Annotated in this window: 25 protein-coding genes; 1 reads left to right on the forward strand and 24 read right to left on the reverse strand. The window is 54.1% G+C overall.

What is annotated here, in order from left to right; all coding sequences use genetic code 11:
- Nucleotides 1-2: 2 nt before the first annotated feature.
- The 21 genes from O9H32_RS11580 to O9H32_RS11680 form a co-directional block, all read right to left on the reverse strand.
- A complete protein-coding gene (locus O9H32_RS11580) occupies nucleotides 3-404 on the reverse strand; it encodes a phage tail protein (protein ID WP_269866252.1) in 402 nt (133 codons plus the stop codon).
- Nucleotides 401-649 (reverse strand): hypothetical protein, encoded by a 249-nt coding sequence (locus O9H32_RS11585; protein ID WP_269866253.1) that lies wholly within the window; start codon nucleotides 647-649, stop codon nucleotides 401-403. The genes O9H32_RS11580 and O9H32_RS11585 overlap by 4 nt, the downstream gene beginning before the upstream one ends.
- Complete coding sequence (locus O9H32_RS11590; RefSeq protein WP_269866254.1) at nucleotides 649-1,671, reverse strand: phage late control D family protein; 1,023 nt, start codon at nucleotides 1,669-1,671, stop codon at nucleotides 649-651. The genes O9H32_RS11585 and O9H32_RS11590 overlap by 1 nt, the downstream gene beginning before the upstream one ends.
- On the reverse strand, nucleotides 1,668-1,880 hold the full coding sequence (locus O9H32_RS11595; RefSeq protein ID WP_269866255.1) for a tail protein X: 213 nt from the start codon (nucleotides 1,878-1,880) through the stop codon (nucleotides 1,668-1,670). Before O9H32_RS11595 ends, O9H32_RS11590 begins: the two co-directional genes overlap by 4 nt.
- Nucleotides 1,873-3,984 (reverse strand): phage tail tape measure protein, encoded by a 2,112-nt coding sequence (locus O9H32_RS11600; RefSeq protein WP_269866256.1) that lies wholly within the window; start codon nucleotides 3,982-3,984, stop codon nucleotides 1,873-1,875. The genes O9H32_RS11595 and O9H32_RS11600 overlap by 8 nt, the downstream gene beginning before the upstream one ends.
- Before the next feature lie 161 nt (nucleotides 3,985-4,145).
- On the reverse strand, nucleotides 4,146-4,499 hold the full coding sequence (locus O9H32_RS11605) for a phage tail assembly protein (RefSeq protein ID WP_269866257.1): 354 nt from the start codon (nucleotides 4,497-4,499) through the stop codon (nucleotides 4,146-4,148).
- A gap of 15 nt (nucleotides 4,500-4,514) precedes the next feature.
- The gene (locus O9H32_RS11610; RefSeq protein ID WP_269866258.1) at nucleotides 4,515-5,033 is read right to left on the reverse strand and encodes a phage major tail tube protein; all 519 of its coding nucleotides are present in this window, start codon (nucleotides 5,031-5,033) and stop codon (nucleotides 4,515-4,517) included.
- 14 nt (nucleotides 5,034-5,047) lie between these two features.
- The gene (locus O9H32_RS11615) at nucleotides 5,048-6,508 is read right to left on the reverse strand and encodes a phage tail sheath family protein (protein WP_269866259.1); all 1,461 of its coding nucleotides are present in this window, start codon (nucleotides 6,506-6,508) and stop codon (nucleotides 5,048-5,050) included.
- Nucleotides 6,509-6,511: 3 nt separating this feature from the next.
- Nucleotides 6,512-6,775, reverse strand: a complete 264-nt coding sequence (locus O9H32_RS11620) for a hypothetical protein (RefSeq protein ID WP_269866260.1) — start codon at nucleotides 6,773-6,775, stop codon at nucleotides 6,512-6,514.
- Entirely contained in the window at nucleotides 6,772-7,227 is a 456-nt protein-coding gene (locus tag O9H32_RS11625; protein WP_269866261.1) for a hypothetical protein, read from the reverse strand. Before O9H32_RS11625 ends, O9H32_RS11620 begins: the two co-directional genes overlap by 4 nt.
- Nucleotides 7,224-7,781: a phage tail protein gene (locus O9H32_RS11630; RefSeq protein WP_269866262.1), complete on the reverse strand. Its 558-nt coding sequence runs from the start codon at nucleotides 7,779-7,781 to the stop codon at nucleotides 7,224-7,226. Before O9H32_RS11630 ends, O9H32_RS11625 begins: the two co-directional genes overlap by 4 nt.
- Complete coding sequence (locus O9H32_RS11635) at nucleotides 7,778-8,095, reverse strand: hypothetical protein (RefSeq protein WP_269866263.1); 318 nt, start codon at nucleotides 8,093-8,095, stop codon at nucleotides 7,778-7,780. Before O9H32_RS11635 ends, O9H32_RS11630 begins: the two co-directional genes overlap by 4 nt.
- Nucleotides 8,082-8,471, reverse strand: coding sequence for a hypothetical protein (locus O9H32_RS11640; protein ID WP_269866264.1), 390 nt, complete (start codon nucleotides 8,469-8,471; stop codon nucleotides 8,082-8,084). The genes O9H32_RS11635 and O9H32_RS11640 overlap by 14 nt, the downstream gene beginning before the upstream one ends.
- Nucleotides 8,472-8,485: 14 nt before the next feature.
- Nucleotides 8,486-9,526 (reverse strand): major capsid protein, encoded by a 1,041-nt coding sequence (locus O9H32_RS11645; protein WP_269866265.1) that lies wholly within the window; start codon nucleotides 9,524-9,526, stop codon nucleotides 8,486-8,488.
- Nucleotides 9,527-9,540: 14 nt separating this feature from the next.
- Nucleotides 9,541-9,912 (reverse strand): head decoration protein, encoded by a 372-nt coding sequence (locus tag O9H32_RS11650; RefSeq protein ID WP_269866266.1) that lies wholly within the window; start codon nucleotides 9,910-9,912, stop codon nucleotides 9,541-9,543.
- Nucleotides 9,912-10,994: a head maturation protease, ClpP-related gene (locus O9H32_RS11655; protein WP_269866267.1), complete on the reverse strand. Its 1,083-nt coding sequence runs from the start codon at nucleotides 10,992-10,994 to the stop codon at nucleotides 9,912-9,914. Before O9H32_RS11655 ends, O9H32_RS11650 begins: the two co-directional genes overlap by 1 nt.
- Nucleotides 10,960-12,456, reverse strand: a complete 1,497-nt coding sequence (locus O9H32_RS11660; RefSeq protein WP_269866268.1) for a phage portal protein — start codon at nucleotides 12,454-12,456, stop codon at nucleotides 10,960-10,962. The genes O9H32_RS11655 and O9H32_RS11660 overlap by 35 nt, the downstream gene beginning before the upstream one ends.
- A 56-nt stretch (nucleotides 12,457-12,512) precedes the next feature.
- Entirely contained in the window at nucleotides 12,513-12,740 is a 228-nt protein-coding gene (locus O9H32_RS11665) for a DUF6148 family protein (protein ID WP_269866269.1), read from the reverse strand.
- Between the two features lie 351 nt (nucleotides 12,741-13,091).
- Nucleotides 13,092-13,823: a DUF6338 family protein gene (locus tag O9H32_RS11670; RefSeq protein WP_269866270.1), complete on the reverse strand. Its 732-nt coding sequence runs from the start codon at nucleotides 13,821-13,823 to the stop codon at nucleotides 13,092-13,094.
- A gap of 58 nt (nucleotides 13,824-13,881) precedes the next feature.
- Nucleotides 13,882-15,681, reverse strand: a complete 1,800-nt coding sequence (locus O9H32_RS11675) for a phage terminase large subunit family protein (RefSeq protein ID WP_269866271.1) — start codon at nucleotides 15,679-15,681, stop codon at nucleotides 13,882-13,884.
- Entirely contained in the window at nucleotides 15,668-16,204 is a 537-nt protein-coding gene (locus O9H32_RS11680; RefSeq protein ID WP_269866272.1) for a hypothetical protein, read from the reverse strand. The genes O9H32_RS11675 and O9H32_RS11680 overlap by 14 nt, the downstream gene beginning before the upstream one ends.
- 292 nt (nucleotides 16,205-16,496) lie before the next feature.
- Here O9H32_RS11680 and O9H32_RS11685 point away from each other — a divergent pair, with 292 nt between their 5' ends.
- The gene (locus O9H32_RS11685; RefSeq protein WP_269866273.1) at nucleotides 16,497-16,673 is read left to right on the forward strand and encodes a hypothetical protein; all 177 of its coding nucleotides are present in this window, start codon (nucleotides 16,497-16,499) and stop codon (nucleotides 16,671-16,673) included.
- A gap of 289 nt (nucleotides 16,674-16,962) precedes the next feature.
- Here O9H32_RS11685 and O9H32_RS11690 read toward each other — a convergent pair whose 3' ends face one another.
- From O9H32_RS11690 to O9H32_RS11700, 3 genes are all read right to left on the reverse strand, one after another.
- Nucleotides 16,963-17,505, reverse strand: coding sequence for a site-specific integrase (locus tag O9H32_RS11690; protein ID WP_269866274.1), 543 nt, complete (start codon nucleotides 17,503-17,505; stop codon nucleotides 16,963-16,965).
- Between the two features lie 13 nt (nucleotides 17,506-17,518).
- Nucleotides 17,519-17,692 carry a hypothetical protein gene (locus O9H32_RS11695; protein WP_269866275.1) on the reverse strand — a complete coding sequence of 58 codons (174 nt, stop codon included), beginning with the start codon at nucleotides 17,690-17,692 and terminating at the stop codon, nucleotides 17,519-17,521.
- 315 nt (nucleotides 17,693-18,007) lie between these two features.
- The gene (locus O9H32_RS11700) at nucleotides 18,008-19,198 is read right to left on the reverse strand and encodes a hypothetical protein (RefSeq protein ID WP_269866276.1); all 1,191 of its coding nucleotides are present in this window, start codon (nucleotides 19,196-19,198) and stop codon (nucleotides 18,008-18,010) included.
- Nucleotides 19,199-19,242: the final 44 nt, after the last annotated feature.

The raw sequence follows: 19,242 nt of genomic DNA on the forward strand, positions 1-19,242 counted from the left end.
TCCTATCCCCCCTCTTCGATATACTCTTCAAGTGAAATCGAGGCCGTGCCGACAAGCACGATGCCCTCGTTGTCGATCTCATCCCAGCTTTGATCCAGCGATGTGATGACCCACTGGCCCATGCCGAGGGACTTTCCTCCGATCGTAAGGTCGGCCACCCGGCCGTCACGCTGCATGACCAAAAGGCGCTCCATCTCCGCCCGGGGGTTCACCCCGTAGCGCACATCAAAGCGCATTTTAAACGATACTTGGTCGAGCTCCGGACCGGTAAACTGCCCAAGGGGCTTGCGGAGAAGCACATCGTGCTTGGCCCATCTGGCCGAGCTCTTCCGCGAAAAATCCGTAAAAGTCCGCTGCGTCTCCAGTGTGGCGAAAAAAACGACATCCCCAAAGGCTCCAATCATCCGGCACCTCCATCTGTCCGCCCGAGGCAGAAGCCGTCGCCTGTCTCCAGGTACAGGCAAAGGACCTGCGCGCCATTGGCCGGCATTGGATCGCCCGGCATCCAGCCGATCAGGGGCAACTCCGGCGATACGGTATCGTCTTTATCCGCAAACCGAACCCTGACGGTCCCCCGTTCCGGGTAAACCGAGGAGACCTCGCCCAGGCGGACCGGATAGAGGCCGCCGTTCTGTCTTGATCCAAACATTAGTATCCCTCCAGCACCTTCCTGAGCTCAAGGCTCGTCGTGTAGCCGCTGCCCCCCACATCGTGCTTGGATGACTCGATAATGTACTTCCCGTCAAAGTTCTTCCAGCCGGCCAGAGTGACCGTCGCGGTCGTCACCAGCCGCACGTCGCCGGGCAGCTTCAGGCTGGCCTTGACCGCGTTTTTGTTCTTCTCGCGCAGACGTTTGCGCCCGATCCGGTCTGCCTCCTTGATGGATGCAAAGCGCTCGTTAATTTTGAGCACAGGCCCCTTGGTGGGCGCCCCTGGTGGGCGATAGGTGTGCGTGACCGTCTTCTTGCTCCTCGGCTCCTGGTAGGCTACTTGGCAAGCCACATAGGACGCATCGGCCATGTTATCCTCGAAGGAGTACGAAAGGACTCTGCCGGCCCCGCGTGCAATCTCAGCCACCGGCCCCTGCTGCTCGTACACGAGCTCATCAAACAGCACGATCTGACCGTCCGTCACTTTCATGCCGACGCCCTCGTTCTTGGCCCTCTCGAGCAGAAAGGCCAGGTCACTCTGATCGGTCTGATCGACCCGGTCATACTCCGGATCATCTGTAAGCTCAAACACGAGTTTATAACCTGCATTTTTTGCAATGTCCTTGGCCAGCGTGGACAGCTTCACTTTCTCCCATGCACGGGTTTTCTTCTCAAACCGTACATTGGAATCAAACGGGATAGAGACGGCTTTGATATTCAGCACATCCGGAGGGCCGGAAGAGGACATCCCGTCCACTTCAAATGTGCCGCAGATGAGAAGCTGCGCTTCCCCCGCCTTATTCCAGTTCACCGTACGGATCGCCGCGGTGATCGTGTCCCCCTTTTTCCCCATCCAGTCCCCTTGCCACAACTGGTGCCGGTCCTCAAGCGTCAGCTGCAGATCATCCAGCGTACCGCTGCCAGCGTCGCTGTACGAAAAGCTCGTCAGGTACTCGGCGATTGAGGAGGACACATCCACATCCTCATACACGACAACGAGCTCGGCGCGCCTCGCCTTCACAGGCTCACCCTCTTCCAGGGCGGCAGGGAGGTGGCCGCTTGCCCTGTAGGCACGACGGGCAGCTGCAGCACAACGCCCGCGGAAAATACCGCTATCCGGGCGTGATCGGGGTTGGCTTTCATGAGATGAGGCATGTACGTTTCGGATCCGAGTGCTTTATAGGCAATCGAGTCCCACATGTCGCCTTGGATGGTCACATACTCAGTCATAACTCGTCCTCCTCACCTGCAGCTGCAGCGCCTGCAGCCGCTTAACCAAGTCGTCATACGATTCGTTAAGGCCACTTCTTACCTGCTCCCTCACGTTCTCTCCGCCCGCCGGGAGGGTGATTTGAGGGGAGAAGTGGACCACAATGCCCCCAGCTGGGCCGCCCCCGCCGCCGGTATTGGCACCCAGCATGTTCCCGGCGGTTTGCCAGAGGGCCATAGACCGCTTGGAGTTGTTGATCGGGACGATGACCTCCTTGTCGCCGCCCTCGCCGACCATGGCCATATGCGGTTGATCGATAATGCCGCCCTCAGCGTACCCGGCCATGGGGATTTCGGGGATGCTGAGACCAAACTTTGTTCCGCCGACGATTGGTACGCCCTCCGGAATATCCACTTGCACCGAGTTCAAGCCTCGGATCAGCCCGTTGATCCGGGAAGAGACTGAATTAATAAATCCGAAAAAGCTGGCCTTGCCTGCATCCCACAGTCCCCCAAACCATTCTCCCAGCCCTCCGAGCGCATCATGGATGCCGTCCCGCAGCTCCCCTGCCTTGGCCTTGACCGTATCCCAGTTCTTGTATAGCGCATAGCCGGCTGCGATCACGGCCCCAATCGCCACTGCGATGAGGAAAATAGGCGATGTCAGGAAGGCCATGGCCGCGCCAAAGGCCCCTGTCGTCGCTGCACCGATGGCGGCCGCGTTGCTCCAGAGGTACATAATGCCGGCTGCAACCTGGTACGCCGCGAATGCGCCCGCGACGCCGACGAGCAGGGGCTCGAGGGTCGACCAGTTTTCCACGATGAACGCGTATGTCTCTTGCCCGGCCGAAAGAAACTGGTTAAATCCCGCCGAGGCATCGCCGCCGAGCTCAATCACTGCAGCTCGAAGTCCGCTCAATGTTTCGACTACCACGTTCGCCGCGCTCTCGGCCTCCTGAGCGCCCATTCCGAAGCTTTCGAACATCGTCTGGAATATCCCGACCGTTTCGCCATCAAAGCCGTTCTGGAAGGCGTATACGAGTTCGGAGACGATAGGCGTTATGTTACCCAGTGCCCAGCTGAATTCGTTGAGCACCGGCAGGGCCAGCTGACCCAGGGGGATGAGCAGCCCGACCTCGAGCTGGCGACCGATCATCTCGAAGGCTTCCCCCGGGGAGTTGTGCTTCACCTTGGCGATCTCGTCCATGGTCTTCTTGGTGGAGTCGAATTTGCTTTCCGCGGTGCCCATAGCAGCGACGACGGCCGCCTCGAGGTCCTCAAACTGCGTCCCCATCAGCGCCACACCGATCTGATTCTTCTTCACCGGGTCCTCAATCTTGGAGACTGCCTGCACAACCTCATTGAAGGCTTTCTTCGCCCGCGGTCCGCCGGCGGCAAACGTCTGGGACATCTTCTCGGCATCCATGCCGAGAGCCTTGAAGGCGTCGGCCGTGCCTTTGTTGCCGTCCTTGACCCGGATGTTGAATTCCTTGACCGCATCGCCCACTTTGTCCAAATTGAACGCGCCGGCATCAAGCCCGGCGCTGAAGGTGTCAAACATCTCGTTTGCCGTGAAGCCGAGGGTTTTAAAGTAAGGCGTGTACTCGTTGGCGGAGTCCAGCAGCTCCCCGGACTTGTCGAGCCCCTGCTGCGCCCCTTGGGCAAGCAGGTTATAAGCCTCCGAGCTTGTGATCCCGAAGTTTTTCATCATCGTATCGGATGCTTTGACTGACTCTGCAATGTCGTATTCAAAGGTGTCCCGCAGCAGCATGGCGTTTTTCGTGGTTTCCTCGAGCTCTTCGCCGTGCAACTTGGTGACGGAACTAACGGCCGACACGGCCTTGGCCACATCGTTCCAATCTTCGCCCATGTTTTGGGTATACAGCCCTTCAGCTACCTCGCTCATTTCGGCCATTTGCTCCTGGGACGCGCCCGTGGCTGCCTGAATCTGATTCATGCCCTTGATGTACTCGTTCGAAGCGCTGAAGGTCTCGAATACGGCAAGCCCTGCGCCAGCCACCATACTGATCCGCTCGATGGTGCTCTGCACCTTGCCGAAGGCGCTGGAAAAGGAGCTCTCGAGCTCCGCCCCCAGCTTAAACGCTATGTCATACTCTTTTGACACCCTAAATCACCTCCGTTTCATGATCTCGTTGGTGTCCGTAATCCATTCCCACATCTCAGCTACAGGCTGGCCGAGCCAGTACGGGACCGACGTATTCGTACTTATGGACAGGGAGAGCGCCGCTTTGCGCAGCAGCCTCCCCCGTTCCTCGCCAGCCAGTCCTATACCAGCAAAAAATTCTGCACCCGAATGGTCACTTTGCTGAAGTCCTTGGCCGGGAGCTTTTGCATAAATTCAACCGGTACGCCCGCTGCCTTCGCCGCCACTACAGCTAGGTACTGCTTGGAAATCTCCTTCATCGGAATTGTAGTACCTGGGTAGAGCACGTTCAGCTGCCTTTCGCAGGCAATCAGATCCTCGCCGGTCAAGGCATCGAAGTTCAGCTTGATCTCCGTATGGCTCTCCCCGTCGAACAAATAGGGCTTGCTCAGTGTGAACGTCTGTACGCTCGCCTGCAGCTCTTCTTTCACCTGCTCTTCTGCCGTTTGCTCTGCCGCTTTTTCTAAGGGATTCATGGGTAATGCTCCTTTCTACATGCCGAGCTGTTCTTTGATTTTTTTGAGGTAATCGATTCCGTCGATGATGCAGATATAGTTGTATTTATCGATCTCCACCATCGTTTTTCCGTCAAGCAGCACCTTGATGTACACCACTTCAAACTCGTTTGCCGTGTCCATGGTGGCGCCGACCGCCCCTTTGCCCAAGTCCGTCTTCTTGGGCATAGCCCGCACGGAAACCTTCACGGGAACCGGCTTATGCTGCCCTGACGCCGGATCGTACACCTGCATCGAGCCGCGGAAGTCAAGAGCATGAGCCACCGGGGCCGCGAGAGACAGGTTGTTTTTGGTGATGGTCCGCCAGTTCAGGCCCAGCGTCATGGAGCTGTAGTGTCCGATCGTCGGGCTGTCAACCTCCCCGGCGATCCCCGCGCCGCTTACGGTGTCAGTCATGGCCTCAAGGCTTGGCAGCTGCACATCCGCAGTTCCCAGAAAATCATTGCCGTTGTGGTAAACAGAGTAGCTGATCAGCTTCTCGGGTACGTTGTTCATGGCTATCTCCCTCTCTACGCTGCAAAGAGACTCTGCAGGTACTGCGGATCATATTCAAGGACGAAATTAATCTCCTGTGCCGGACCCGGAGGCGTCAGGTAGACGTGGAATTTGTAGGTGCCGTTCATCAGGTCCGTAACTGGGTTCTCCGATGCCTGGAATTCGACCCTGCCTCCCAGCAGGTAGCCGGCGGACGTCAGGCCGTTGAGCCAAATATTCAGGGAATCGGTCACCGTTTCGATCAGCCGGTTATTCCCCGGGCTGTCGACCTTTTGCCAGTACGTCAGGATGATCGTATTTGACACCCAGTCAAACATGCGGCGGATAGCGATAAACGCATTTTTGGGGTCCGTCGAGCCCGGATACGCTCCGGTTTGATTGCCCCAGCTCTTCCATCCGTCCATGAAATTCAGTGCTGTAACGATGCCCTGGCTGTTCAGATACGCTGCCTGATCCGGACCAAGGTAAAGCTCCGTGCCATCCTCCAGGACGGCTCCAACGGCTTTCAGCGCTTTATTGGATGGAGAGACATAGGGAACATCGTTATTGGCCGTGTCCGTCGCCCCAATGACGCCTGCAAGCTGCGTCGAGAGGTGATACTGTTTGTCCCCCAGCTTCACCTTCGGATAGCACGCGATCTGACGCTCCGAGGTATAGTTGTTATCCCGTTTCCATGACGGCGCGTCCGTGTACTTCGTGATGATATCCGTTGGAATATCGGTCACAGCAAGGGCCTTAAAATGCCCATTGATGTTGCCCGCCTTGGCGACCATGACAGCTGCCACTGTCGGATCCACAGAGAAGCCCGGAGCCAAAACCAGTCCCGGCACGATACCAAAACGGGGGAATACCTGCTGAAGCAGCTCCAGCCCCTTCGATTTGCCGGTGGTGGAATCCACGCCGCCGATGATTTCCGCAGCCGTGACGGCCGCCGGGTTCAGCTTCGAATAGCTCACGCTCAGCTTGGTCGCAGCCACCGGGATCGTCCCGCCATTCTTGACGGTGAGGAGTACCTGGCCGCTGCCGTTAAAGCCGATGGTATAATCCCGCGGCGTTTGGAAGGTGGTCGCCTTGTCTTCCGATTTCACGACGACCGTACTCAGCAGAACACCCTCAGCCTCGATCGTTGCCGCGCCGCTCGAAAGCGACAGAACGGCGTCGGCTACTGCGGTCTTATGCGTGGACGGATCCAGAACGTTCACGAACACTGCAGGGGCCAGCTGGTATTTTCCGAAATGGGAGTCCATCGCTTCGCAGAGCGTATAATCATCCCAGGCGTCGCTGTAACCGATGGCCGCGACAGCCTCCTCCCACTTGTAGCAGAGCATCGGGACATTGACCGGAGCAGTTGCCGATGTGGATTGGTTGACCGGGGCCGTGCCGAAGAAGACCGGAATGCCGGCGGCCGCGGTGGCCGGGGCGAGTATCGATGTGGGGGCCTCGCTCGTGCTTGCTCCGTGTTTAAATGCTGCCATGTGTTATCCCCTTCCTCCGAGCTTTCGGTATGCGGTGTATTCGGTTGTCCCTGGCGTCGAAATGTTTGCCTGCACGCGGGCCAGCTCGGTGACCGGTACCGTCAGCTCTTTAATTTCCGGATGCGCCTCGGTCAAATCGACGAGGTACTCGGGAATGCCATCGCTGAATACGGTGTACTGCGTCAGCCTGCCGCCCGGCAGGTTCGGTCCTATATAGATGACCTGCGGCGGAGCCGCGGTCTCCGCAGGCTTTTTGCGCGACTTCATATCCCTTCGACCTCCTCTTGAATGGTGGGTATGGACCACAGCGTAATGGCCTCGCCGACCCAATGCGGCATGGGCTGTTCCTCGAATACTTGCCATTCGTAGGGGAGCTCCAGGCGAAACACTCCGCCCAGCCCTCTACGCTTTTGCAAATGCTGCCTTACTCGTTCCATCAAATTCATAACATAGTAAAACCCGTCATCATCGTCACGGTACGTCCCGAAGATCAGGCGAACACTCATATGCCCGCCTTCCATGGCGTCCTTGCCTTTGAACGGCCTGACGATAATGAACGGGTACTCCGATGGATTTTCCTCCCCAGCCAGCTGCTGGGGAAGGTATCCCGTTACGACCTGCGGACTGCGCCGCTGTCCTTCCTTGGTCTCCATTTGATACTCAGCAAGAAGTGCCTGCAGCCTGTCCCGCAGGGCGTCGATCAAAATTACCGGGGTCACTTGCCGTCACCTCCCAGTAATCTCTTCAGCTCATGCTGCAGCCGCTGGCTCATCCGGCGCTCAGCCTCCGCCTCCAGGTGCTCCTTGACGCCAGGTTCCCTCAGCATTACCGGCACCGGCGGACCGAACAGCTCCTCGATCGGCAGCCGGGCTTTGCCCTTCCTCTTGAGGACTCCGATATGCCCGCCGACCTGGGTCACAAAGGCGCCCGGGATCGGCTTGCCGCCGCTGCGCTTTACAGATGCTTTCAGCACCTTCGGCTGCCTTTTTGGTGGCTTTCTAGGGGTGGTTTTGAATCGGATCAGGGGGGTGTTGGGCCCCCTGGAATCCAGTATGGCAACCAGGTCCCCAGGCGACGCCCGCTTAATGCTCAGCGTCGGCCGCACGTCGGACAGCTTGACGTCGTACGTCTCGCGCACTTTGCGGCCGGCTTCCGTCCTCATCCCCTGAATCGTACGGTTGAGCGCGGCCGAGTATAGCTTCGGCATCGCCCGTTCAACGTCGGCCATGGTCTTTCCGGCCCGTTTCAGGTCCTCCTGCGAGACCGTGATCATGACTCATTCGCCTCCAGCGTGATTTCCAGCAAGCCGGCATCCTCCGCGACCTTGGCGATATCAAAAAACTTGCCGTCCAGCTTCAGGCGCTGTCCTTCCGCCGGCTTGCTAGGAAATTCCGAGCTCCGGATAAACAAAACCACCTGAGCGAGGTACACCCCTTCGGCATACGGCTGGGCCCGGTGGTTGATCAGATCAGAGTCGACCATGCAGGTGACCTGCCGGCCGTTGACGTCATGCGTATCGGCGAACTCTTTGTCGTTCAAAAAGACGTTTGCCACATCCCCGGCCAAAAAGTCCTTAAGGCTTGTCATTGCTTGCCTTTCTCCGGGCTTTCTTCGGAGGAGCCGCAGGGGCAGCTTCCTCTTTTTCCGCAGCTACCGCCGCCGGTACATCATTTACCTGCGGCGCTTCGCTGCTCAGTGACGGATCGGCGACAGCCGGAGCAGGCGGCACAGCGTCCGCTGCTAGGGTTGCCTGGGCTGGCTGACCGCCCTCCTGCGGGTTGCTCCCCTGTCCCTCGGGCGGAGGATCTTGGGGGACTGGCGGCGGATCCGCAACAATGACCGTGATTACTTTCGCCTCGAGCATCCGCTCGATCTCCTCCCCAGTTAGGCCAAAGACCTCCTGACCGGGCTGCACGACTTCCTCTGCCCTCTGAATCGGCCACTTGGCGATTACTCTCATCATGCCGGATCTCCTCCTTACAAGACTTTAGCGACATACCAGCTGTCTACCTCGTACGGGATTGGCAGCGGACGGCTGTTGACCTGGAGCCAGCGCTGTGCTGGATCCTTGGTTACCCAACTGTCGGGAATCCGGTCCCCTTCAAAGGTAGCGAAGTCTTCACCTTTGATGATGGTCACAGAACCATAAGCCATGGTAAACCGTGAACGGGTGGAAAGCATGCACACCGTGCCGCTTGGCACCATCGGCGCTTCAACCGGGTTGTTCGGGTCAGTATCCTCGTCCAGGTACCACTCATCGTAGCTGTAGAGATCAAGTCCAAGCCGGGTAACGCGGCCAAGGTAGGTCACGCCGTTCGGGAGGGTGCGCGGATCGATTTGTCCCAATGTGATGCCCTTGTTCTCGAAGAGCTTAAGAATAAACGGGTGGGTCATGAACGCATTGGCCACATCAGATGCCAGAATGACCTCATCCGGGCTCGTTCCCGACTTTTGGATTATTGCAAGGCGCCAGGTGGTCAGGTCATCAAGTGGGTTGCTGCTGGGGTCGCTCCACCGGTGTGCTCCAGTAAGAGCCACCTTATTGGTAAATTCGTAATCGAGCGTTTGATCGACTCCATCGCCGATCATATCCACGCGACCCGTAAAGAGAACTTGAGCGCGCATCCACTCCTCCCGCCGGGTAATCGATTCATCGAGATCGAAAAGATCGTTCGCCAGCATCTCCTTTGCCCGCTCGTCAGGAGACTTTGTCGCGTAGATATTCTCACCGAATGAACGGTTTCTCAGATCGTCCGTGGTGATCGGGCGGGTAGGTTTAATGAGAGCCGGCTTGTAAACCTTGGTCTCGTAGCCGGACCGCTCATACGTTTGACCCGGCAATCGGGGCGATACGAAAGGAGCCATCTTCCGGCGCCCTTTGTAGAAGTCCACGTCGACGGTCTCCGTAGTGAAAGTTTTCATTTCTCTGAAGTATTTGGTAAGAAACGTTTGTACCGGTTGGCGCAGGCGGATGGCCGCCAGAAGTGTCCTCGGTTCGTAAATGCTCACTTTTCCCATGTCGCTAAGTCCCCCTATTTGCTAGTTTTGCGAGTGAAAATACCGATGCGTCGCAGCTCTGTTTTGTGCTTCGCCAAGGTATCCGTGCCGCCAAAGGTCAGCTTGCTGTCGTTGAACTCACCCGTAAGGTACACGGCTGCCGTCTTATCGGATAAGGTGGCATCAACATCATCGGCAAGAACCGCAAAGGGAACCTGCGACCCATCGGTTTTCGTGGAATCCACCAAAACCGCCTTATTTTCAGCAGTGATCAGCGCGAGTATCGAGCCCCGCAGGTAGGCTCTACCCGCCTTCAGCGTGACCTTGTCCGTCACAATCTTCGCCTGGGAGCCTGCGAATAAATTGTCATAACTCAGGCTGTGTTTCTCGATCATAGGTTCTGCCATTACCGGCCACCTCCGCGCTTATTCATAATTCCGGCAAGGGCCTGGGCGGTTTCCTCTGCCTCGTCCCCGGACTTCTTGTCGGGTGCCTCGCTTTCGACGTCTTGGATGCCGGACTCATCCGCATCATTTTTCATTTTCTTCATCATTTGGGTCATCTTCTGGCCCTCAGCCTTTACGATTTCCATCGCCGTGTCCGCGGCCGAAGCCATAGTTTCGTACTTGGCCTTATTAAGCAGCGCCTGACGTCCCGGGCCTGCCAGATCATCCAGAGCTTGCATTCGGGTCCGCTCCTGCTCAGCCCCTTGTTTCAGGACGGCATTAAAGATATCCGGGTATTGATTTTTCAGCGATTCTACGGTCAGCACCGGCTGATCGCCTCCTTTGTTCTGCAGTTGAGTGGCCGCTGGTACCGGTGCGTAAGCAGCCACTGGCTGCTCCGGCGCCTCCGGCAGGCGCGGCGGCCGGGCGAATCCCGATAGATCGAACCCGATGCCATTAAATACGGCGAGCCCGCCGTGCATCATGGCTGAGATTGGCGTGCTCTGCTCGTGCTCCGTAGCAAAGCCCAGCGACACAGCCTCACTGGATGTCATCCATGTCTCCGCATCCATAAGGGCGATCAGCTCTTCGCTTGTCTTGCCAGTGCGAGCTGAGTACACCTCCACGAGCGAATCCCGAATTTTATCCAGGACGTTGGCGGTGTTGCGTAGGCCGTTCGCGTCGGCCCCCCACACACTGGTCCAAGGATTGTGGATCATCATCATGGCACCCTTGGGCATAACGATCCGGTCCCCAGCCATGGCAATGATGGAGGCGATCGAGGCGGCAAGGCCGTCCACGTGCACCGTTACCTTGGCTGCATGCTGCTTCAACATCTGATAAATCGTAAGGCCGGCGAATACGTCCCCGCCTTTGCTGTTGATATGCACATTAATCTCGCTGACCTCCCCGAGCCCGGCCAGATCGTTGGCGAATTGCTTTGGGGTAACCTCGTCATCCCACCAGCTGGAATCGCTGATTGCCCCGTGCAGGATCAGTTTCCCGCTGTTACTCTTCGTCTTGCTCACGTTCCAGAATTTCATTTGCGCTGTTCGCACCTCCCATTAATCCGTCGTCACGCCGCATCTTCTCTTCCCGCACCCGCTGCCGGTGATTCATTTCAAAATCGCCCCCCGTCAGCTCGGCGGTCTCGCGCTCCCTCGTGGAGAACCCTTCATCGACCCGCACCTTGGCAGCATTCGCCTCTTTCAACGGATCAATCTGCCCTGCAGATGGGCCATGCCATTCTGCTTTCGTGTAAGCTTTACGGATTATCGGGTCATCAAAGAAGCCCGGGGCATCAATCCGCCCCTTGGCCACCGCCTCGGCAAACCACTCTTCGTATATGGGCTGACAGAATCCGCTGACCATCCATGCCCGCCGCATGCGAAACATTTTCCACGCCTCGAGCAGTGCCGCCCGGCTGGCCGAGTACGATGCGGTAAAGTGCTTGACGAGCAGCTCGTAGGGTATCTCCAGTGCCGCGCCGACCTGGCGCAGGACTGCCGTGACAAACCCGTCGAACGCGGTGTTAGGCCGCCCGGGGTTTGCCGTTTCGATGCTCTCGTTTGGCTGCAGGGATAGAACGGATCCGCTTCCGAGCTCTAAACTGCTCTCATCCTCCAGGTCTACCTGCTGGTACCCGGGAATGCCTTCCCCCATCGCATTTTCTGGCGTGTTGGATTTGATGAACACAGTAAAAAAGCCGGAGACGACGGCTGCCGTCAACTCGGCTTCCGTGTATCGGCCCAGCTGCTTGAGTGATTCAATGACCGGCGCAAGGATCGGCACGCCGCGCCGCTGCTCCGGACGTTCGGTTTCCAGCAGGTGCACCACGTTGCAGCGCCCGCTTTCCTTGCCCTCGGCCTCTACCCTGACCCACTGCGGTCTGCCAGCGGACTCGCCCAAGGGATGGCTGTTTCGGATCCAGTAGGCGATCACATCGCCATCCGGTCCACACTCCACCCCGCCCTTGATGTCCCGGCCTTTCTTATCCGGAGGATCACAGCATCGGTCTGCTTCAACGATCCGAACCCGCAGATCGTACACGGAATGAAGCCGCGGTACCATCGGCAAAAGACCGAAGCAGTCGCCGGACATGAGCTGCGATAAGAGGGCGAGCTGCTGCAGCTCATAGAAATTGTTCATCCGTGTTGCGTCGCAGTCGGTTGAGTCCGCCCATAAGGCAAACTCTCGTTCAATTGTTCGCTTGAGTTCCCGACCTTCCTCTTCGGTTAATCTGAGAAAGTCAGCGTCCAACGTCGGCTTGAGCCGCAGCCCCGTACCCACGACGTTTGTCCTGGCCGTCTTCAGGGCGCCGGTAGCCAGCGCCGCGCCGCCCATATAGAGGTCCCTTGAGCGCTGCCGTAGGGTGTCCAGATTATCCAGGATGTCCTCATCCGGTGATCCCCCGCCGAACATCCAGCCGAGCAATGATTTCTTCGTCCTGCTGGCACCGTGGTGGGAGTATCCACTGTTCATGAGGGTTAATGTCTTCTTGGCCATCTCGCGTTTGAGAGCCCATGAAGGTGCAATGCCGGCAAGGAGTCTATTCAGAGGGCTCATAGGTCCCTCGGAACGATGCGCCTTACCCTCGCGCCCCCCTTGCGTCCTGACTGAAGCTGCTCCACTTCACGGCGCCAAAAATAAAGCTGCTCTCTGATTTCTGCCAGGTTAGCCCGTTCAAGCTGCCGGGTCCCAATGCGGTAGCTCTGCCCTGCAGATACGGCAAGCTCGGCCTCGAGCCAGGCGTTCAGATGGGTCTGTGCGGTCTCCAGTGTCCATGCCATATGTTCCTTTTCACCTCCCTTCCCATAGTTATCATTCATTTTCCCTAAAAACAGGAAAACCCCCGTATCTCGTCGAATGTTCATGGTGCCACCCACAACATTCTTGAGAAAGGAGGTTTTTTTATATATGCGAAATGAGAATTTAAGAAGATTTGCGGATTCAGTGGACAAGCGTACTATTGCTGTTCCACCAAGGGCAAGCGAACAGAGGTCCGTAGATAAACAAACAATAAAGATTAGTCAAACTCAGCCACCAAAGAAAAAGTGAGTTGAAAAAAATGAAGTTCTACAACAAACAGCCTCAACCAGTTATCCGGACAGAGTCAGTTGATAAGCCAATCATAAACGTACCTAACCCGAAGAAGTGACCTCTTCTGCTTGGGCGATCGATTCAGCAGATTCCGATTCTTCCTTTGCTATCGCTTCATAAATTTTATCCGTGTCGTAAATCTTCACATAGCTCCCTGATTTTGTGTCATACAATACGTTTATAACCGGAATACCGTGGTCGTGAATAAGCCTTTTGAAATAATCTTCATTTTCAACAGATAAGTAGCGTTCGGGCTCGAATGTCCTGGACGCTTTTTTTATGCATCCTGTTATGGTTGGTCCATCGGCTTTATCAATCCGTCCCATTTCAATTACCTGTACATCATTATTGAGAAAAAGCTCATCCCAAACAGATGGGGATTTAGATAGCTTGGCAATATTTCTTCTCGTACGTACATAGTTGATAATATCCATAAAAACGGTGTGTAGATGATTTGCCCACAGCCAACCATACAAGAAGCTTATGATTACACTTAATCCGAGGAACCCGGCAATAAATCCCAGACCACTAGATGCATTTTTAAGATCATCTGTAGTCCATATAGTATTGTAACCGGTTATCCATCCACAGCTGTACAAAAGGTTGATCACTAACACTGATGACAAGGAGACTGGGAACCATAATAGTACAGAAACTGCTGTGAATTCAGTCGGTGTATGCTTAACCACGGGATTAATTCCAAACGACTGCAGCCAGAAATATAGCATTAGTCCTGGTAGCAGAAATATCAATGTTCCTAGGAAACTATCCATGACACTCTCACCTCGGACTATATATTCTTGATTGTCATGCTACTTCCTTCCGTACCAATTATATTCCTTTACTGAGCACCCTTCTACCTGACTTAGCGTTGCCTCGTAGCATTGGGGACTGCCCCTTTTGACCAGTATCGATCTCTTCAAGCTTTGGATTCAGAATTTCAAGAGCAGCTGTGTTGTACACGCGAAGGTCAAGGGGCTCGTTTCGCTCGCGTACCTTCTTCCATACCTTGTACGGGATGCCCTCCCGGTACCGTGTGACCTGCTTCTCTGCCGTCAATCCCTTGAAATAGTCTTGGTTGTACCCTTTCTCCTTCGGAAAGTGGCAGTAGTTCGGACCGGGATCCGCAGCCTGCAGGCGTGAAAACACCTTGGATTTCCCTTCATCGACTCCGAGGCTGAATAGGATCGCCTTCTCCCGCTTGGTGCGCATATGACCGTTAAGGAACGGCACATACTCGCCGTTTTGGGCGCCCTGCCCCTTGATTGCATAGACCCTGCGGTTCTCAAGCTTCGCGCAGAATCGGTATACGTCCGTGGTAAAGTGGCCGCCGGAGTCCATACAAGTACATGTGATGCTGTACTTCATCTGATTCCCCTTCGTCCAGGACCGGGAAAGGTACTCCCGAAGTTCATTCCATACCTGCGGCAATTTGAGGTCCCCGCGAATGACGTGGTACTCGATGCCCCAAGACTCTTTACCGGCGCCCCAGCCGACCACCTCGATTTCGAAACGGTCATCCTGGACGTCTACAGCTGCCGTCAGCAGCTTGACTTCATCCGGCACCGCATGCGGATACTCTTCCAGACGCTCGAAGAGCTTGTCTTCCGCAAGGCTCTCACCTTCTTCTTCCCATGTCTCGCCGAGGGCTGTATTGACCCAAACCTTCAGGGACTCAAGACCATCCTTTTTGGCCTTGCGGAAATCCTCAATGATTTCGCTCCAGCGTTTCCAAGGGGATGCCAGCTCGTTGAGGTGGAATCCACGGATCTTTGCGTGATCCTTCCTGGCCACCCACTTGCCAGTTCCGGCCTTCCATTCGAACTCGCCATGCAGTGCCCCACACTGGGAGCATGCGTGGGTGGCGTCCGCAAAGTGAATCTGCCCCCAGGTCAGAGGCTGGTACTGCCCGCAGCTTGGGCAAGGGAGCTGCCACCGTTCCATGGTGCTGTCTTCATAGGCCGACTCAATCCGCGAAGCGCCCTTAATCGTTGGCGTGCTGACAAGGATGATCTTTCGGTTCCAGAATGTCGTGGTCCGCTTGGAGACCAGGGAGACCGGGTCGCCCTCGGTGCCGGCGGAAGCCGGGTACCGATCCACCTCATCACACAGCACCACGCGGATCGGACGGCTGGCGAGAGTCGCCGGCGCATTTGCGCCCCCCAGCGTCACATGCCCGCCGGGGAATTTTTTATGCAGTATCGTGTTGTCGCTTCCGCGGCTTTTCACGTCTCGGATTTTCCCGCTTAGTGCAGGGGTATCCCGGATCATAGGCGCCAGCCGGTCCTTTGAGAACGCTTCGGCCATCCCCTCTGTCGGCTGGATCAGCATCATCGGGGCCGGATCGTAGTCCACAAAATACCCGATGGTGTTCAGGATGATCTCCGTTTTACCGACCTGCGCCGAGCTCATGACGATAACCCACTCGATGCCCGCATCATTCACGGCATTCATGATCTCGCGCTGGAAAGGGGCCCGGTCCGTGCGCCATTGGCCAGGCTCGGCTGATGCCTCGGGGGAAAGCTTTCGGTATTCATCCGCCCACTCTGAGACTTTTAACTGTGGCGGAGGCGCCGCCAGCTTGGCGATCTCCCGGAACAGCCGCAGCGTCCGGCGTTTAATCGTCCTCATCCTCAATCTGCCCGATGTAATCCTCATTCTTCTCGTGGAAAACGTGAGGATCGTAATCCGACAGTTCGGTAAGGGCTTCGTGAACCTCCTGGGTCAGCAAGCTTTGGATGACCGCCAAATCCATCTTGCCGATTAACTGTGGCGATAACTTGGAGGGAAGAGCAAGAATCCGCGAACGGAAAGCTGCCACCATATCGTTCATGACAAACTCCACGTCTTCTGACCGATGCAGGTCGCCCCGTTTGACGGCAAGCTCCAGCTCGGCCTTCTCGCGCTTTGCCCGTTCATGCAGCGCTCGCTCGTGAAAATAATCGGCTTCCCCGTCGCCGCCTCCGCCTCGATCTTGAATAGATTTGATGTAATTCTGGATGCTTTCGGCGGCTTTGTACTTCCCGCGGGCCGATTTAATCAACACGCCATCCTCGGCCAGCTGCTGCACCCGGCGCGCACTCAGATTCAAAACGTCGGCCATTTGCTTGGTCGTAAATGTCATTTCGCTTTCGGTCGTTTTCTCGCTGCGCATTTCCTGCTAATTCACCTCCCCCTTGATACTCAAAAACAGCAAAAAAGCCTTGCGCATCAAGGCTTCAAAGTCTATGCATAATTATTCATACGCCTTGCATACCGCAGCGCAGAAACGAAATTTCATATGTCGCTAGCGCGTTTTCGGGCTCATGCGCACCCGCATGCTTCCGGGACCCAGAGGGACCCATGAAATTCACTCTTTTGCTTTAAAAAACAATTTTAGGCATCAATTCTGGAGGAGTATGCCTAATTGCGTCGAATTAAAATTACTGAGAAGGGAGGTCCAATAAATGGCAGACTCAAAAACGATTCGTGAACTTGCAACTGAGGTCACAATTGCATGGATTAAGGCTAGAGCTGATGTCACTGCTGCTAACGGTGGCCCTACAGCTGAAAGGTCAGTGCCTAATCAAGCAGAAGTTGCTCAGTTTTATAAGTTTGTTCATGAGGCTATCAGGAGCACCTAATAAAAACCACCCTTAGGGTGGTTTTTTTATGCACAAATCTAATCATTGAGTTACCCATATCTTATATTGTGTTGCACTCGCATGATCGGCTTCAGCCCTTATGCATCAAGGATTCATTACTGTTTCCCTAATCGAGTTCTACAACAGCTATTTGAAGTGAACAGGTGGTTTGAGCCCCCGTTATAGGAGTCCGCCACGCGCTCACAGCGCCGCACTGAGACACCAAAACAGGTTAATCGAACACTCGGACCTCATCATCATCAAGGTCTTATATGGCATCCTGAGACGCCTATAACCTGAAGCTACCCATCGACCTATCGACGGCATCCTGATTGATTCCGATGTACCGCAGGGTTATGGATGGATCGGAGTGATTGAATATGTCCATCAGCAGGGCGACGTCCCTTGTCTTGTTGTAAAAGTGGTAGCCGAACGTCTTCCTCAGCGTGTGGCAGCCAATCTCCTCGAGGCCGAACATCCTGGCCACCTTCCGGAGCATCTTATATGCAGTGCTCCGGCCAATCGCCTGCTTCATGCCTTGCCGGCTCGGGAACAAATATTCATCCGCCTGCATGCCACTCGTATATTCCTGGAGCTCTTTTCTCAGGGCCGGGTTGATCATGAATCGTTTTTGCTTCCTCGTCTTCTGCTCCCGAATGCTGATCGTTCCACCTTGAACGTCTCCTACCCGAAGCTTGAGGATATCGGAAATACGCAGCCCCGTATTGATGCCAACCAAAAACATGATGTAGTTTCGTTTGTTCGACTCCCGCAAGTATCTCTTGATGTCGATGATCTTATCAGGGTCGCGGATCGGCTGGACGATATTCATGGGCAGTCACCCCTCACTGAGCATACAAGTGAGAATCCATGAGATCATGAAGGGTCGGCGGCCGGTTGCGTGCCTCGTAATCCTCGCGGGCCTGTAAAACCAGCTCCAGCGCCCCACGGCTCACCGCGTATCCATGCTCCCTCATCTCGGTTTGAATCGAATCGATCATGTCAGCCTTCTGTTCCATCGGTCATTCCTCCCGGTTTCTTTTCTCGTGAGCAGGTAACTGGCTTCGAACAAAATTGTTTGGACCCTTCCCAACGCCCCCAGACGCACCCTTTACACATTTCAGGTTGCTTTGGGGCTGGCGGATCCTGCTTGGCTTTTCCCAGCAGACGTATCGTCGCTACCACATCCCTTGAAATGCAAAAAGAGCCGCATGGGAGCAGCTCTTCTTGGTTAATATTCAATATTCGATGCTATCACTATAACACGGTCGCCGCCAAATGAACGGCCATCTATCGGTCATTTTCCGGTCAGGAATCGGCCACTTTTCCCGACTTTAAAAATAACAAATAAAATGCGACTGTTCTTCCAGTAGTAAGCACAAGTAATATTCATTCTCTAGGTGATTACCGTATCCTATTTTATATTCCAACTGAACACAACGTGCCTCATAATCCAATAATGTTACATCTTGATTTTCAGTATCTAAAAAGAGTGGTATGTCTCTTTGCGATCTATAGACCTTATCACTTTTCCTTAGTACAAAGTTGTCTGGTGAAAAATTTCTAAATCTATCGTTGTTATTTTTTAACTCAAAGTTAATTCGTAAAGTATCATTTACATACTCAAATTCCAGATTTGTGATTATAAATAATTTTGCCACATGAATTAACTGTTTGCTGTGATAAATAAAAATTTCTCTATTATCGATATTTCTTAATAATTCAAGAAATTTCCCTCTCTCTTCGCCTTTCTTTGATATCAATTTTGCAAGCTTTTTTTCATTAATCTCATTATATTGGAACCCCCTATTTTGGAGCTTTAGAAAAGTTCTCTTTATCTTTTTTAGAGGCCTTTCTGGATCTGCTAACTTTAGAAGTTTATTAAAAGCAGAATTAGAGTAAGATTTATTGTGAGAAAAAAACAGAACAACTTCACTAATTAACTGAGTAGCAGCAAATTTGTCTGATTGTCTTATTATTAAGATTGACCAAAAATAATAATTAAACCTATATTTTTTTAGTTGCTTTTTAAAGTTTTGATTAGATAATTGCGCTTTTTCAATAATTATTATTGACTCATTTAAAAACAAAGATAAAAATCTCATTTCACGAACATCAGGATAAAAACCTGTCATATCATCATAAAACTCATCACGTTTGATTCCATAATAACTGTCTATAAGCACTGGAGTTGCATACATAATATTGTTTGTTATATGTTTGTAAATCTTCTCCTTTATTTTGTGTTCATCAACTGATAATTTTATATCGTGTCCCTTTCTAGGAGCAGTTGTTATATCGTAATAACTGAAAATATCAAAAATAATCGGTGATATTAATTTTTGGTATACATCCTTATAGTATTTCTCTCTCTCCCTCTTTAGGCTTAATCTGTGGGAGAAATATTGAGCTGCAGATGCACCAAAAAAAGCACCGACTAAGGTCGCTGTTGAAGTAATTATCGCAGGTTGAAATTGACTCTGAGTAGATGCAAGGGAACTAAGTATATTCGAAATATCAACCAAAAAATAAACCCCCATAAAAAAACATTTCATTAATTATCATATTA

Origin of the sequence: Paenibacillus caseinilyticus (assembly GCF_027533645.1) — a bacterium.
Taxonomy (GTDB): domain Bacteria; phylum Bacillota; class Bacilli; order Paenibacillales; family NBRC-103111; genus Paenibacillus_G; species Paenibacillus_G caseinilyticus.

Coding starts and splice junctions, on each gene's coding strand:
- O9H32_RS11580 (WP_269866252.1), bottom strand. CDS start 404: ATGATTGGAGCCTTTGGGGATGTCGTTTTTTTCGCCACACTGGAGACG.
- O9H32_RS11585 (WP_269866253.1), bottom strand. CDS start 649: ATGTTTGGATCAAGACAGAACGGCGGCCTCTATCCGGTCCGCCTGGGC.
- O9H32_RS11595 (WP_269866255.1), bottom strand. CDS start 1,880: ATGACTGAGTATGTGACCATCCAAGGCGACATGTGGGACTCGATTGCC.
- O9H32_RS11605 (WP_269866257.1), bottom strand. CDS start 4,499: ATGAATCCCTTAGAAAAAGCGGCAGAGCAAACGGCAGAAGAGCAGGTG.
- O9H32_RS11610 (WP_269866258.1), bottom strand. CDS start 5,033: ATGAACAACGTACCCGAGAAGCTGATCAGCTACTCTGTTTACCACAAC.
- O9H32_RS11615 (WP_269866259.1), bottom strand. CDS start 6,508: ATGGCAGCATTTAAACACGGAGCAAGCACGAGCGAGGCCCCCACATCG.
- O9H32_RS11620 (WP_269866260.1), bottom strand. CDS start 6,775: ATGAAGTCGCGCAAAAAGCCTGCGGAGACCGCGGCTCCGCCGCAGGTC.
- O9H32_RS11630 (WP_269866262.1), bottom strand. CDS start 7,781: ATGATCACGGTCTCGCAGGAGGACCTGAAACGGGCCGGAAAGACCATG.
- O9H32_RS11635 (WP_269866263.1), bottom strand. CDS start 8,095: ATGACAAGCCTTAAGGACTTTTTGGCCGGGGATGTGGCAAACGTCTTT.
- O9H32_RS11640 (WP_269866264.1), bottom strand. CDS start 8,471: ATGATGAGAGTAATCGCCAAGTGGCCGATTCAGAGGGCAGAGGAAGTC.
- O9H32_RS11645 (WP_269866265.1), bottom strand. CDS start 9,526: ATGGGAAAAGTGAGCATTTACGAACCGAGGACACTTCTGGCGGCCATC.
- O9H32_RS11650 (WP_269866266.1), bottom strand. CDS start 9,912: ATGGCAGAACCTATGATCGAGAAACACAGCCTGAGTTATGACAATTTA.
- O9H32_RS11655 (WP_269866267.1), bottom strand. CDS start 10,994: ATGAAATTCTGGAACGTGAGCAAGACGAAGAGTAACAGCGGGAAACTG.
- O9H32_RS11660 (WP_269866268.1), bottom strand. CDS start 12,456: ATGGCCAAGAAGACATTAACCCTCATGAACAGTGGATACTCCCACCAC.
- O9H32_RS11665 (WP_269866269.1), bottom strand. CDS start 12,740: ATGGCATGGACACTGGAGACCGCACAGACCCATCTGAACGCCTGGCTC.
- O9H32_RS11670 (WP_269866270.1), bottom strand. CDS start 13,823: ATGGATAGTTTCCTAGGAACATTGATATTTCTGCTACCAGGACTAATG.
- O9H32_RS11675 (WP_269866271.1), bottom strand. CDS start 15,681: ATGAGGACGATTAAACGCCGGACGCTGCGGCTGTTCCGGGAGATCGCC.
- O9H32_RS11680 (WP_269866272.1), bottom strand. CDS start 16,204: ATGCGCAGCGAGAAAACGACCGAAAGCGAAATGACATTTACGACCAAG.
- O9H32_RS11685 (WP_269866273.1), top strand. CDS start 16,497: ATGGCAGACTCAAAAACGATTCGTGAACTTGCAACTGAGGTCACAATT.
- O9H32_RS11690 (WP_269866274.1), bottom strand. CDS start 17,505: ATGAATATCGTCCAGCCGATCCGCGACCCTGATAAGATCATCGACATC.
- O9H32_RS11695 (WP_269866275.1), bottom strand. CDS start 17,692: ATGGAACAGAAGGCTGACATGATCGATTCGATTCAAACCGAGATGAGG.